Source organism: Pseudooceanicola nitratireducens, from assembly GCF_900109195.1.
GTDB lineage: Bacteria > Pseudomonadota > Alphaproteobacteria > Rhodobacterales > Rhodobacteraceae > Pseudooceanicola > Pseudooceanicola nitratireducens.
Genome location: NZ_FNZG01000002.1, coordinates 749865 through 763490, shown reverse-complemented (window position 1 = coordinate 763490; position 13626 = coordinate 749865). Strand labels below are relative to the sequence as shown.

The 13626-nt window shown below is 64.8% G+C and carries 11 protein-coding genes; 8 read left to right on the top strand and 3 right to left on the bottom strand.

Going from position 1 to position 13626, the window contains the following annotated elements; all coding sequences use genetic code 11:
* Positions 1-18: 18 nt before the first annotated feature.
* The 5 genes from BMX99_RS09605 to BMX99_RS09585 all read left to right on the top strand — a co-directional run bounded on the left by BMX99_RS09605 (position 19) and on the right by BMX99_RS09585 (position 5027).
* Entirely contained in the window at positions 19-1113 is a 1095-nt protein-coding gene (locus BMX99_RS09605; RefSeq protein ID WP_093450593.1) for an ABC transporter permease, read from the top strand.
* Positions 1113-2033, top strand: a complete 921-nt coding sequence (locus tag BMX99_RS09600; RefSeq protein ID WP_093450590.1) for an ABC transporter permease — start codon at positions 1113-1115, stop codon at positions 2031-2033. Before BMX99_RS09605 ends, BMX99_RS09600 begins: the two co-directional genes overlap by 1 nt.
* Positions 2034-2087: 54 nt before the next feature.
* Positions 2088-3173: a BMP family ABC transporter substrate-binding protein gene (locus BMX99_RS09595; protein WP_093450588.1), complete on the top strand. Its 1086-nt coding sequence runs from the start codon at positions 2088-2090 to the stop codon at positions 3171-3173.
* A gap of 347 nt (positions 3174-3520) precedes the next feature.
* A complete protein-coding gene (locus tag BMX99_RS09590) occupies positions 3521-4216 on the top strand; it encodes a hypothetical protein (protein WP_139199474.1) in 696 nt (231 codons plus the stop codon).
* Between the two features lie 157 nt (positions 4217-4373).
* Positions 4374-5027 carry a DUF938 domain-containing protein gene (locus BMX99_RS09585; RefSeq protein ID WP_093450582.1) on the top strand — a complete coding sequence of 218 codons (654 nt, stop codon included), beginning with the start codon at positions 4374-4376 and terminating at the stop codon, positions 5025-5027.
* 40 nt (positions 5028-5067) lie between these two features.
* On the opposite strand, the gene BMX99_RS09580 is transcribed toward BMX99_RS09585, so the two are convergent.
* Entirely contained in the window at positions 5068-5943 is an 876-nt protein-coding gene (locus BMX99_RS09580; RefSeq protein ID WP_093450580.1) for a 3-hydroxybutyryl-CoA dehydrogenase, read from the bottom strand.
* A gap of 147 nt (positions 5944-6090) precedes the next feature.
* Between BMX99_RS09580 and BMX99_RS09575 the strand changes: the two genes are divergently transcribed.
* Complete coding sequence (locus BMX99_RS09575; protein WP_175480271.1) at positions 6091-6963, top strand: DUF6473 family protein; 873 nt, start codon at positions 6091-6093, stop codon at positions 6961-6963.
* Between the two features lie 97 nt (positions 6964-7060).
* On the opposite strand, the gene BMX99_RS09570 is transcribed toward BMX99_RS09575, so the two are convergent.
* A complete protein-coding gene (locus BMX99_RS09570) occupies positions 7061-7987 on the bottom strand; it encodes an electron transfer flavoprotein subunit alpha/FixB family protein (protein WP_093450577.1) in 927 nt (308 codons plus the stop codon).
* Positions 7987-8745, bottom strand: coding sequence for an electron transfer flavoprotein subunit beta/FixA family protein (locus BMX99_RS09565; RefSeq protein ID WP_093450574.1), 759 nt, complete (start codon positions 8743-8745; stop codon positions 7987-7989). Before BMX99_RS09565 ends, BMX99_RS09570 begins: the two co-directional genes overlap by 1 nt.
* 228 nt (positions 8746-8973) lie before the next feature.
* On the opposite strand from BMX99_RS09565, the gene ggt reads away from it, so the two are divergent.
* Positions 8974-10815 (top strand): gamma-glutamyltransferase, encoded by a 1842-nt coding sequence (gene ggt / locus BMX99_RS09560; RefSeq protein WP_093450571.1) that lies wholly within the window; start codon positions 8974-8976, stop codon positions 10813-10815.
* Between the two features lie 101 nt (positions 10816-10916).
* On the top strand, positions 10917-13409 hold the full coding sequence (locus tag BMX99_RS09555; protein ID WP_093450568.1) for a GcvT family protein: 2493 nt from the start codon (positions 10917-10919) through the stop codon (positions 13407-13409).
* Positions 13410-13626 lie beyond the last annotated feature (217 nt).

The following is a 13626-nucleotide window of genomic DNA, read 5'->3' as shown; positions in this document are numbered from 1 at the left end:
CCACGGGGGGGCATTGGCATGCTGAGACTTGAGAAGCGGCGCCAGCCAAGCCGGGCCTTTGCCTGGGCGACCCCGGTTCTGGCCGTCGTGGCGACGATGATCTTTGGCGGGCTGCTGTTTGCCGCGCTTGGCAAGGATCCCTTGGTGGCGATCCGCACGATTTTCTGGGATCCGCTGTTCGGGCAGCATGCGTTTTACTACCGGCCGCAGCTTCTGGTGAAGGGGGGGCCGTTGATCCTGATCGCCATCGGGCTGAGCCTGGGTTTCCGCGCCGGTATCTGGAACATCGGGGCCGAGGGGCAGTACATCCTGGGCGCGATCTGCGGCGCGGGCGTGGGCCTGGCCTTCTATCCGATGGAAGGCTGGTTCATCTTTCCGCTGATGGTGATCGCCGGCGCCCTTGGCGGCCTGGTCTGGGCGATGATCCCGGGGCTGTTGAAGGTGAAATTCGGCACCAACGAGATCCTCGTGTCGCTGATGCTGGTCTACGTAGCCGAGCAATTGCTGGCCTCGGTCTCGCTTGGGCTGTTGAAGAACCCGCAGGGCTTCGGCTTTCCGGGATCGCGCAACCTGCAGCAATACGACAGCGCCCATAACGCCGAACTGATCGCCGGCACCGGCATGCATTGGGGCGTGGCAGCGGCGTTTATTGCTGTGATCTTCGCCTATATCCTGCTGACCCGGCACCAGCTGGGCTATCACATCCGCCTGACCGGGGAAGCCCCGCGCGCCGCCCGGTTTGCGGGGGTGTCGCCGACGCGGCTGGTGCTGTTCTGCCTCGGCATCTCGGGGGCCTGCGCCGGGCTGGCGGGGATGTTCGAAGTCTCTGGCCCCGCGGGCCAGGTGACGATTGATTTCAACACCGGGTACGGGTTCACCGCGATCATCGTGGCCTTCCTGGGCCGGCTGCATCCCGTGGGGATCCTTCTGGCAGGGCTGTTGATGGCGCTGACCTATATCGGCGGCGAGATCGCGCAATCGGGTCTGGGCCTGCCGGCCGCCGCCATCCAGATGTTCCAGGGGATGCTGCTGTTCTTCCTGCTGGCCGTCGACGTTCTGACCGGATACCGCCTGCGCCTTGGCGGGGCCACAAAGGAAGGGGAGGCCGCGTGATGGATCTGTCCGCTATCAATCCCGTCCTGCTGATCGCCTCGCTCATGGTGGCCGCAACGGCCGTGATGATCGCCGCCATCGGAGAGCTGATCGTCGAACGCGCGGGCGTGCTGAACCTGGGCGTCGAGGGCATGATGATCACCGGCGCGATCTGCGGCTTTGCCGTGGCCGTGCAGACCGGGTCACCGACCGCCGGGTTCATTGCCGCCGCCGCCGGGGGCGCGGCTTTGTCGATGCTCTTTGCCTTCCTGACGCAGTTTGCCCTAGCCAACCAGGTGGCGTCGGGCCTGGCGCTGACGCTGTTCGGGCTGGGCCTTTCGGCCCTGCTGGGTCAGGGGTACCAGGGGATCAAGCCGCCCTCGACCCCGCGCCTGGACATCCCCGTTCTGTCGGATCTGCCCTGGGTCGGGCGGATCGTCTTTGGCCATGACCTGATGGTCTATTTCGGCCTGGCGCTTGTGGCCGCGACCTGGGCCTTCCTGAAATACGCCCGCGCCGGGCTGGTCCTGCGCGCGGTCGGGGAAAACCACGATGCCGCCCATGCGCTTGGCTACAAGGTCGTGCGCATCCGCGTCCTGGCCATCGCCTTTGGCGGGGCCATGGCCGGGCTGGGCGGGGCCTACATCAGCCTTGTCCGCGTGCCGCAATGGACCGAAGGCATGACCGCAGGCATCGGCTGGATTGCCCTGGCTCTGGTCGTCTTTGCCAGCTGGAAACCCTGGCGCGTTCTGCTGGGGGCCTATCTGTTCGGCGGCGTCACCGTGCTGCAGCTGAACTTGCAGGCCGCAGGCATCGCCATCCCGGTCGAGTACCTGTCGATGTCGCCCTACATCATCACCATCGTCGTGCTGGTCATCATGTCCGCCGACAAATCCCGTGCCCCGGCTTCCCTGGGTCGCATCTTCCATGCGACGCATTGAGGCCGCACATTTTCCAAGCCAAACTCCAAGAAGAAAGATCTGAAAGGGAGATCCATGAAACTTACCAAACGCGCATTGATGACCGGGGCCGCCATGGCCCTTGGCCTCGCCGCCACCGGCCCTGCCCTGGCGCAGGACAAGACCAAGGTCGGCTTTGTCTATGTCGGCCCCGTCGGCGACGGCGGCTGGACCTATGAACACGACAAGGGCCGCCAGGCCGTCGAAGAGCATTTCGGCGACAAGGTCGAAACCGTCTTTGTCGAATCCGTGCCCGAAGGCCCGGACAGCGAACGCGTGATGACCCAGATGGCGCTGGACGGCGCTGACCTGATCTTCACCACCTCGTTCGGCTACATGGACCCGACCATCAACGTCGCGAAGAAATTCCCCGACGTGAAGTTCGAACACGCCACCGGCTACAAGACCGCCGACAACGTGTCCGTCTACTCGGCCCGCTTCTACGAAGGCCGCGCCGTTCAGGGCACCATCGCGGGCCACATGACCGAAAGCAACGTGATCGGCTACATCGGGTCCTATCCGATCCCGGAAGTCATCCGTGGCATCAACTCGGCCTATATCCACGCCAAGAAGGTCAACCCCGACGTCCAGTTCAAGATCGTCTGGGCCTTTACCTGGTTCGACCCGGCGAAAGAGGCCGATGCCGCCAAGGTGCTGATCGAACAGGGTGCCGACGTGATCCTGCAGCACACCGATTCCACCGCGCCGCAGGCCGCCGCGCAGGAAGCCGGGAACGTGATCACCTTCGGCCAGGCCTCGGACATGGCGGAATACGGGCCGAAACCGCGTGTTTCCTCGATCATCGACAACTGGGCCCCCTACTACATCGCGCGCACCCAGGCCGTGATGGACGGCACCTGGACCTCGACCAACACCTGGGACGGCATCGGCCCGGGCATGGTCGGCATCGGTGAGATTTCCGACGCGGTTCCGGCCGAGGTGAAAGCCGAAGCCCTGGCCCTGAAGGACGCGCTGGCCTCGGGCGAATACCACGCCTTCACCGGCCCGCTGAAAAAGCAGGACGGCTCCGACTGGCTGGCCGAAGGCGAGACGGCGGATGACGGCACCCTGGCCGGCATGAACTTCTACGTCGAAGGCATCGAAGGCGACATCCCGCAGTAAGCGCGCGCCTTTTCAAGCATCACGATGGCCGTGCCCCCCGGGGCGCGGCCATTTTCTTTGCGGCTGTCGCTTCGCGTCGATTTGCTGGGTTCGCTTGTCTCGGGGCCGGGCCGAAGCCGCGCGAACCTGTCCCTGCCTCATCCCCTAAAAATATCCCGCACAACGCCGCGCCCTCGGGATGGTTCCAAGAAATTCCACCATCGGAATATTTATTAACCCAGAAGGTAAACCACGAGAACAAGACATGATTTCGCCCCTTTTCCTGCAGCGCATTGCCCCAGTTCTCCAAGGGCATGGCCGCATTCAGCGCCTGCCAAACCGACACACTTAACGAGGGGTATTCAAACTTGACCCGCATTTTCACAACCACATCCGCCGCCGCGCTTGGCCTGATCGCCTTTGCCGGCACGGCCAGCGCCGCGACCATCGACCTCTACACCACCGACTCCGGGCCCGTCAGCGCCTATGCCGGGGCCAGCGCCTCGATCGAGGACGCCGCACCGAGCGCACTGGGCGGCTTTCGCGAGATCATGGTCGAAGGCGACGGCATCTCTCCGGATGCGACCACCGGCGCGGCCAACCAGGGCCAGCTGACGTTTTCGAACGACGCCGGCGTGCAGGGGCAGATGTCCGTGGTCTACAACGGCCTGGGCGACAGCGGCCTTGGCGGCGTTGACCTGACCGACGGCGGCGTGTCCGACGCCTTTGCCTTCGACATCGTCGCGGCGGACGTGAACGTCGGCTACACGATCTCGGTCACCGATATCCTGGGCATCTCGTCCACCTCTTCGATCGGTTACACCGGGTCTTTCGTCACCAACAAGACCGCGCTGGTGTCCTTCTCGGAATTCACCGGCGTCGATCTGACTTCGGTGGATTCGGTGATCCTGTCGCTGGTCGACATCCAGACCGATTTCGCGGCTGACACCACGCTGGACAACTTCCGCACGCTGGACACCACGCCCGCCGTGCCACTGCCGGCGTCGGCCCTGATGCTGGCCGGTGGCCTGGGCTTCCTTGGCCTGCGTCGCAAGCGCGGCTGAGCCTGAGGGAACAGGCCCCTCGCCCCACACGAGGGGCCGATACGAAAAGCCGGTTGAGGGCGCGGATCTTCCGCGCCCTTTTCCTTGACCCCAGCTGGCCCGGTGTCCAAGTCTGTCTCCACCCCAGACCAGAAGCCCCCCGAAGCCCGAGGACCAGATGACCAAACGCAGCCTGCCCCCTTCGGCCTCTGTCACGCAGCCTGCGAACGGCGACCGCCAGGTGATGCCTGCCGCAGACCGCAACGGCCAGCCGATCGAGGATCTGGTCGCCCGCACCATCGGCGGCAACGACATCCGCAACGCTTTGGAAATCGCATCCGGCACCGGCCAGCACATCCTGCGCCACGCCCTGCGCCATCCGCAGATCACCTGGCAGCCCAGTGACGTGGACGCGGGCCGACTGGCCTCGATCAACGCCTATGCGACCGAGGCGACGAACATCCGCCCCGCGCTGATGCTGGATGCCACCCGGCCCGGCTGGTCCGCGACCCTGCCGCCGCAGGACCTGATCCTGCTGGTCAACCTGACCCACCTGATTTCCGAACCCGAGGTGCAGACCCTGATCGCCGAGGTCGGTCAGGCCCTGCGCCCCGGCGGGATCTTCATGCTCTATGGGCCATTCATGCGCGGCGGCGAACTGACATCCGAAGGCGACGCCCGCTTCCACGCCGAACTGCGCGCCGCCGACCCCGAGATCGGCTACAAGGACGATTTCGACGTGGCCGACTGGATCATTGCGGCGGACATGACATTGGCCGACATGGTGGACATGCCGGCCAACAACCTTGCCTTCATCGCACAGCGGAACTAAGCGGCGCGTATGATCGGAGGCCAATCAGCCCCCGGCCTAATCAGCGCGTCGGGACAGGCACATCGCCCCGGTAGTCATAGAAGCCCCGGCCCGTCTTGCGACCCAGCCACCCGGCCTCGACATATTTGGTCAGCAGCGGACAGGGGCGATACTTGGTATCCGCCAGCCCGTCGTGCAGCACGTTCATGATCGCCAGACAGGTGTCCAGCCCGATGAAATCCGCCAGCTCGAGCGGACCCATGGGGTGGTTCGCGCCCAGTTTCATCGCCTCATCGATGGACCGCACGTTGCCGACGCCTTCGTACAGGACATAAACCGCCTCGTTGATCATCGGCACCAGAACGCGGTTCACGATGAAGGCCGGGAAATCCTCGGCCGAGGAGGCAGTCTTGCCCAGGCGTTCCACCACGGCCAGACAGGCCTTGTAAGTCGGTTCATCCGTGGCGATGCCGCGGATCAGTTCCACCAGCTGCATCACCGGCACCGGGTTCATGAAGTGGAACCCCATGAACTTTTCGGGCCGGTCCGTGCGGCTGGCCAGACGGGTGATCGAGATGGACGAGGTGTTGGAGGTCAGGATCGTGTCGTCCTTGAGGTGCGGCACCAGCTCCTTGAAGATCGCGTCCTTGACCGTTTCGCGTTCGGTCGCGGCCTCGATCACCAGGTCCATCTGGCCCAGGTCGGTCAGCGCCAGGGTCGACTTGATCCGCCCCTTCGCCGCCTGCGCGTCGTCTTCCGACACGTGACCGCGGCTAACCTGACGGGCCATGTTGCGATCGATCTGCGTCATCGCGCGGTCCAGGGCTTCCTGGTTGATGTCGTTCAGCAGAACGTCATAGCCCGCAAGCGCACAGACATGTGCGATGCCGTTGCCCATCTGGCCTGCGCCGATCACGCCAATCGTACGGATGTCCATCCCCGGTCTCCCTTTACTGGTCGCGGACACACTGACCCGATCCGCGCACTGGCTGCAAGTACCCACCATTTGGATTGAATGCGGAATTTAAGACTTTGGAAGTGAATCACGGGCAAAAGGAGGGCGGGTTAACAAGTGGTGGGCAAGATGACTTGCGAAAAATTCGGACCGCGTCCGATCGACTACCTGCCGTGCCGGTACGGCACATCGCGCACGCTATATCGCGGGCCGCGCGCCGATCTGCGCGGACCCTACACCCTGTTCCTTGGCGGGACAGAGACCTATGGCAAGTTCCTGCGCACACCCTACCCGGCATTGGTTCAGGAAAGGTTAGGCGTGACCAGCGTCAATCTTGGCCTGGTGAACGGCGGGCCGGATGTCTACCTGCACGACCGCACCGCCACGAACCTCAGCCTGAAGGCCCAGGCGACGGTGATGCAGGTGCCCACGGTGCAGAACCTGTCGAACCGCTATTATTCCGTGCACCCCCGCCGCAATGACCGGTTCCTGAGGGCCAGCCCGGTGCTGCGCACGATCTTCCGCGACGTGGATTTTTCCGAATTCCACTTTACCGGCCATCTGATGCGGCACCTTCAGCACCAGGACGACGAGATGTTCCTTGTCCTGCTGGTCGAACTTCGCAAGGCCTGGGTCGCGCGAATGGAGGATGTGATCGACCGGCTGGCGGGCCCGGTCATCCTGATCTGGTTCGACGCGCACGACTGCCGGAACGACGACGGCCCCGACCCGCTGAAGGTCACGCACGAGATGATCGAGGCTTTGCGCCCGAAAGTGCAGGACATCCTTTATGTCCCCGCCCCTGCCATGGGCACGGCCAAGGGCGATCACACCGACGGCATGATCTTTTCCCCGATGGAGGCTAGCGCCGCCCGGCAGATGCTGGGCCTTCAGGCGCATATCGACCTGGCCCGGATCCTGTCTTCGGCGCTGCGCGATCGGGTGCCGGGGATCCCGTCGCGCCAGACCATGCCACAGAATACGCCTCAGACCGGTCGCTAACCGCCCGCGTGGTCCAGGCCGGGCATTGGGACCATGGCCAAAGAAAAAGGCCCGCCAGATCAGCGGGCCTTTCCTTAAGCTCTGAAAGCGCGGTGGCTTACAGTTTCTCGGTCAGCTCGGGCACGGCTTCGAAGAGGTCGGCAACCAGGCCGTAGTCCGCGACCTGGAAGATCGGGGCTTCTTCGTCCTTGTTGATCGCGACGATGACCTTGGAGTCCTTCATGCCAGCAAGGTGCTGGATCGCGCCGGAGATACCGACGGCGACATAAAGCTCGGGTGCGACGACCTTGCCGGTCTGACCAACCTGCCAGTCATTCGGAGCATAGCCCGAGTCGACGGCGGCACGGGATGCACCAACGGCGGCACCCAGCTTGTCGGCCAATTTCTCGATGATGGCGAAGTCTTCCTTCGACCCGACACCGCGACCACCAGAGACCACGACACCGGCCGAGGTCAGCTCGGGGCGATCGCTTTCGGCCATCGCGTCCTCGACCCACTCGGACAGGCCGGGGTTGTCGGCGGCTGCGACGTCAGACACACCAGCCGACCCACCTTCACCGGCGGCGTCGAAGGTCGACGTCCGGAAGGTGATGACCTTGGTGGCGTCTTTCGACTTCACGGTCTGGATCGCGTTACCGGCATAGATCGGACGTTCGAACGTGTCGGCGTCGACCACGGCGGTCACATCGGTCAGGACCATGACGTCCAGCAGGGCTGCGACGCGGGGCATGATGTTCTTCGCATCGGTCGTGGCGGGGGCCACGATGTGCGAATAATCACCGGCCAGCGACACGATCAGCGCGGCAACGGGTTCCGCCAGGCGGTGACCGTACAGCGCGTCTTCGGCGACCAGCACCGATGCCACACCGTCGATCTTGGCAGCGGCTTCGGCAGCGGCCTTTGCGGTCGCGCCAACGGCCAGAACCGTCACGTCGCCCAGGGCTTTTGCACCGGAAACGGCCTTGGCGGTGGCGTCCAGCGCCAGTTCACCGTCGTTGATTTCAGCAAGCAGAAGAACGGCCATTACACGATCCCCTTCTCTTTGAGTTTCGCCACAAGCGTATCGACATCCGCCACCATTTCGCCGGCGCTGCGCGCTTCGGGCTCGGACGTCTTGACGATTTCCAGACGCGGGGAGACATCGACGCCGTAGTCATCGGCAGTCTTCTCATCCAGCGGCTTCTTCTTCGCCTTCATGATGTTCGGCAGCGAGGCATAGCGCGGCTCGTTCAGGCGCAGGTCGGCGGTGATGATGGCGGGCAGCTTGACCTTGATGGTCTGCAGGCCGCCGTCCACTTCACGCTTCACAACGGCGCTGTCGCCGTCGATGTCCAGCTCGTTTGCGAAGGTCGCCTGGGACCAGCCCAGCAGCGCCGACAGCATCTGACCGGTGGCGTTCATGTCGTTGTCGATCGCCTGCTTGCCGGCGATGACCAGACCAGGCTGTTCCTCGTCGATGACCCCTTTCAGGATCTTCGCAACGGCCAGCGGTTCGATGTCGGTGTGCACGTCGTCGGCGGCAACCACCAGGATCGCGCGATCGGCACCCATGGCCAGCGCGGTCCGCAGCGTTTCCTGCGCCTGTTTCACACCGATGGAGACGACGACAACCTCTTCGGCCTTCCCGGCCTCTTTCAGGCGGATCGCCTCTTCGACGGCGATTTCGTCGAACGGGTTCATCGACATTTTCACATTGGCAAGATCGACACCGCTGCCGTCCGCTTTGACACGGACTTTCACGTTGTAGTCGATCACGCGTTTGACAGGCACCAACACCTTCATCTGCGGTCACTCCCTAGATTGCATTCCTGCACCCCCGGGCGGGGGCGGCTCTGGCGTTTGATATAGGCTCTGCTTCGGGCAGGACAGTGGAAAAGCGACGTGACGCCGCGACGCAGCGCCGCTTTTTTCCGCAAAACAGCATGATATTCCGCAATTCGGAAAATGTGAGCGATCACAATCCTCCGCTAAGATGGTCGAAGAATCACCTGACGCTGAAAGACGACTCCGATGCTGCGCTCCCTGCCCTCTCTGCTGCTTTCCCTAACGTTCACTTTCGCGGGGTCCCTGCCCGGCATCGCCCAGCAGGCGACCGATGCGATCCCGCCAGAGATGACCACCGACCTGGCCGCGCCGATCGACGATCCTGCCCTGCGCGCTGCGCAGGAGGCCAAGCGCAGCGGTGCCCCCGTCCGGGCCGAGCACTGGATGATCGCCGCCGCCCATCCGATGGCCGTTGCCGCCGGGGCGGATGTGCTGCGCGCAGGCGGCACCGCCGCCGATGCCATGGTCGCGGCGCAGGCCATGCTGGGCCTGGTAGAGCCGCAGTCCTCGGGCCTGGGCGGGGGCGGGTTCCTGGTCTATTTCGACGCCGAAAGCGGCATGCTGACCACGCTGGACGGCCGCGAAACCGCCCCGGCCGAGGCCACACCGCGCCTGTTCCAGAAGGACGACGGCACGCCCATGGGCTTTTTCGACGCCGTGATCGGCGGGCTGTCGGTTGGCGTGCCGGGCACCCCCGCCCTGATGGACGCGGCGCACCAAAGATGGGGACGCTCGGCCTGGCCCGACCTGCTGGCCCCCGCCATCACCGCCGCCGATCAGGGGTTTCCCGTCTCGGCGCGGCTTGCGGCCATGATCGGCTTTGACCGCGACAGGCTGATGCTGCACCCCGCCACCGCCGGATATTTCCTGCCCGGCGGCACCCCGCTGGCGGCGGGCGACACGCTGACAAACCCGGCCTATGCCGAAACCCTGCGCCAGTTCGCCACCGGCGGCGCGCAGGTCTTCTACGAAGGTCCCCTGGCCGAAACCATCACCGCAGCCGTCAACCAGGCGATCCAGCCCGGGCTGCTGACGCCATGGGACATGCGGAACTACACCGTGAAGGAACGCGACCCGGTCTGCCTGCCCTTCCAGGGGTATGAGGTCTGCGGCATGGGCCCGCCCTCGTCCGGCGGGGTGACCGTGGCACAGATCCTGGGCACGGCGCAGGCCTATCGCGGCGGGGACCTGTCGGGCTCGGCCATCTCCTCGGACCCGCAACTGGCCTTCGGCAGCAAAGCGCATCTGGATGACCTGACGCTTCTGGGCAATGCCGCGCGCCTGGCCTTTGCCGACCGCGGCCGGTACCTGGCCGACAGCGATTTCGTGCCCGTCCCGCTGCCCGGCCTCCTGGCCCCCGACTACATGAAGGATCGCGCCGGGGCCGCCAGCGCCGACCGCGCCATCGAAGACGCCGCCCCCGGCACGCCAGAGTTCGACCATGCGCTGAACTGGGCCGATCACGTGGGCCGCGCCTTGCCCTCGACCACGCATATGTCGATCGTCGATCAATACGGCAACGCGCTGTCGATGACCTCGTCGGTGGAAAACGCCTTTGGTTCGCGTGTCATGGCGGGGGGCTTCCTGCTGAACAACCAGCTGACGGATTTCTCGTTTCGGTCCCACAGCGACGGCGTGCCCATTGCCAACCGGGTCGAGCCGGGCAAACGCCCCCGGTCGTCGATGGCCCCGACTATCGTGATGAAGGACGGCGCGCCGGTTCTGGTGATCGGATCGCCCGGTGGCAGCCGGATCATCGGCTATGTGGCGGAAACCATCTGGCGACACCTGGTCGAGGGCCACGACATCCAGACCGCCATCGCCCTGCCCCATGCCGTGAACCGCTTCGGCACCTATGACATCGAGGCCACCCCCGAGGCCGAGGCCCTCGCCGCCCAGCTGACGGAGCGCGGGTTCAAGACCTCGATTCGCGACCTGAACTCGGGCCTGCATGGCATCGCGCTGACGCCACAGGGGCTGGAAGGCGGGGCCGATCCGCGCCGCGAAGGCATCGCCTATGGGGAATAGCGACAAGAGGTCGGTTTCAGGCCTCCATGTGTCGGCTGGACACAGCGCCCCGCGCCCGGCCTGCTAAACCGGAAGAAAGGTCCAAGCGAAGGAATCCGCAGATGAAATCCCATGTCAAAGCTCTGGTCGTCGGCGGCGGTGCCATCGGCACCTCGATCGCCTATCACCTGGCCCGCGCCGGCTGGGACGATGTCATGCTGCTGGAACGGGACGAACTGACCTCGGGCTCGACCTGGCATGCCGCCGGTCTGTTGCCGCTGTTCAACATGTCCTACGCGACGACCCACATCCACAAATACTCAGTCGAGTTCTACAAGTCGCTCGAGGCTGAAACCGGGCTGAACGCCGGCTTCTCGATCGTCGGCAACTTGCGCATGGCCCAGACCGATGCGCGGATGGACGAATACATGCTCTATGCCTCGACCGCGGAAACCGCCGAGGTGCCTTACGAATGGATGACCCCCGCCCAGATCAAAGACCGCTGGCCCCTGGTCCGCTCCGAGGATCTGAAAGGCGCGATCTACCACCCGACCGACGGCTACATTAACCCCGCAGATGTTACCATGGCGATGGCCAAGGGGGCCCGTCAGCGCGGCGTGCTGATCGAACGCAAATGGCAGGTCGACGGCTATGAATGGACCGGGTCCGACTGGCGCGTGACCGTGACCAAGATGGTCGAACGCGGCGGCAACCTTGTGCCGTCCGAGGAACAACAGGTCATCACCGCCGAACACGTGGTCACCGCCACCGGCAACCACGCCCAGCGCACCGCGCGGCTTCTGGGTATCAAGATGCCCGCCATCCCCGTGGAACATCAGTTCATCGTCACCGAGCCCGACCCCGAACTGGTCGCCTATCGCCAGAATGGCGGCGCGGAACACCCCGTCCTGCGCGATGCCGACGCCAAGTGGTACGTGCGCGAGGAACGCGGCGGCTGGATCCTTGGCCCCTATGAACGCAACGCGCCCGCGCGCTTTGCCTATGGCGTGCCCGACAGCTTCCGCGCCGACCTCTTCCCCCTCGACCTGGAGCGGATCGAAGAGGAATACATGTCCATGATCCACAGGATCCCCTCGTCGGAAACCGTGGGCCTGAAGGACGATTTCAACGGCCCCATCTGCTATACCCCCGACGGCAACCCGCTGATCGGCCCCGCGCCGGGCCTGCGCAACATGTGGCTGGCCGAAGGCTTCTCTTTCGGGATCACGGCCGCCGGCGGCACCGGCCACTACCTCGCCCAGCTGATGGTCGAAGGCGAGGCCGAGATCGACATGGCTTCGCTCGACCCGAAACGCTACGGGTCGTGGATGACGACCGACTATGCCATCGCCAAGAACGAAGAAGCCTACGAACACGTCTACATCCTGCACCACCCCGACGAGGAACGCGAAGCGGCCCGCCCCCTGCGCACCTCTCCGGCCTATGACCGCCAGAAGGCCGCGGGTGCCCAATTCGGCCAGGTCAACGGCTGGGAACGCCCGAACTACTACGCGCCCGACGGCTTCGACGATCACGCCGCCCGCAGCTTCCGCCGCGGTGGCTGGTGGCAACACGCGGTGGACGAGGCAAAGGCGATCCGCGAAGGCGTCGGCCTGATCGACGCCACGGCCTTTACCAAACACCTGCTCAAGGGGCCGGGGGCGACCGCCTTCCTCGACTGGTTCACCTGCAACAAGCTGCCCAAGGTCGGCCGCATCAACCTGACCTATGCGCTGACCACCGCCGGCACGACCCGCACGGAATACACCATCGTCCGCCTTGCGGAGGACGAATATTACCTCGTCTCCGCCGGGGCCTGGACCGCCTATGACAGCGATTTCCTGATGAAGGCGATCGAGGACAAGATCCCCGACTTCGGCTGGATCTCCTGCCATGACGTGACCACGCAATGGGGCGTCTTTGCCATCGCCGGGCCGAAATCGCGCGACGTGCTGAACAGCCTGATCCGCGATGCGGACCCGGCCACGGCGCTGACCAACAAACGCTTCCCCTGGCTGTCCTGCCGCGAGATCGAACTGGGCATGTGCCCCGTCCGCGCCATCCGCGTCGCCTATACCGGCGAACTGGGCTGGGAACTGCATCACCCGATCGAGATGCAGAATTACCTCTGGGATCAGCTGATGGTGGCGGGCGAATTCCATGGGCTGAAACTGGTCGGGGCCCGCGCTCAGAACTGGCTCCGGCAGGAGAAATCCTACCGCGCCTTCGGTACCGAACTGGGCCGCGACGCCACCCCGCTCGAGGCCGATCTGCCCCGCTTTGTCGACCTGTCGAAAGACTTCCACGGCAAACAGGCCATGGCCGACACTGGCATCCGCGCCAAATGCGTCACCCTGCTGATCGACGGCCCCGCGGATGCCGACCCCTGGGGGCGCGAGGCGCTCTATGACGGCGACACCAAGGTCGGCCGCCTGACCTCGGGCGGCTATTCCGTGGCCTTCGGCAAATCCATCGGCATGGGCTATGTCTCTCCCGACCTCGCCACACCGGGCACGAAGCTCAAGGTGCGGATGTTTGATCAGCTGTGGGACGCCACGATCACCGAAGACAGCCCCTACGACCCCAAGAACGAAACCATCCGCAAGGACGCCTGACCAGGCCCTGGCAGGGCCACACCGCCCTGAAAAGCCCCCCCTCATCCTCTTGCCGAAAATATCCCGGGGAGTGTGAGGGGCAGCGCCCCTCACCCCCGTCCGGGCCTTCAGGCCCGGACAAACAGATACAAACCGGGCCAGCAGGCCCGGCCAACTTAACAACACCACCCCGACAAATCCAAAAGGGCCGCCCGAAATCCGGACGGCCCTTTCTCAT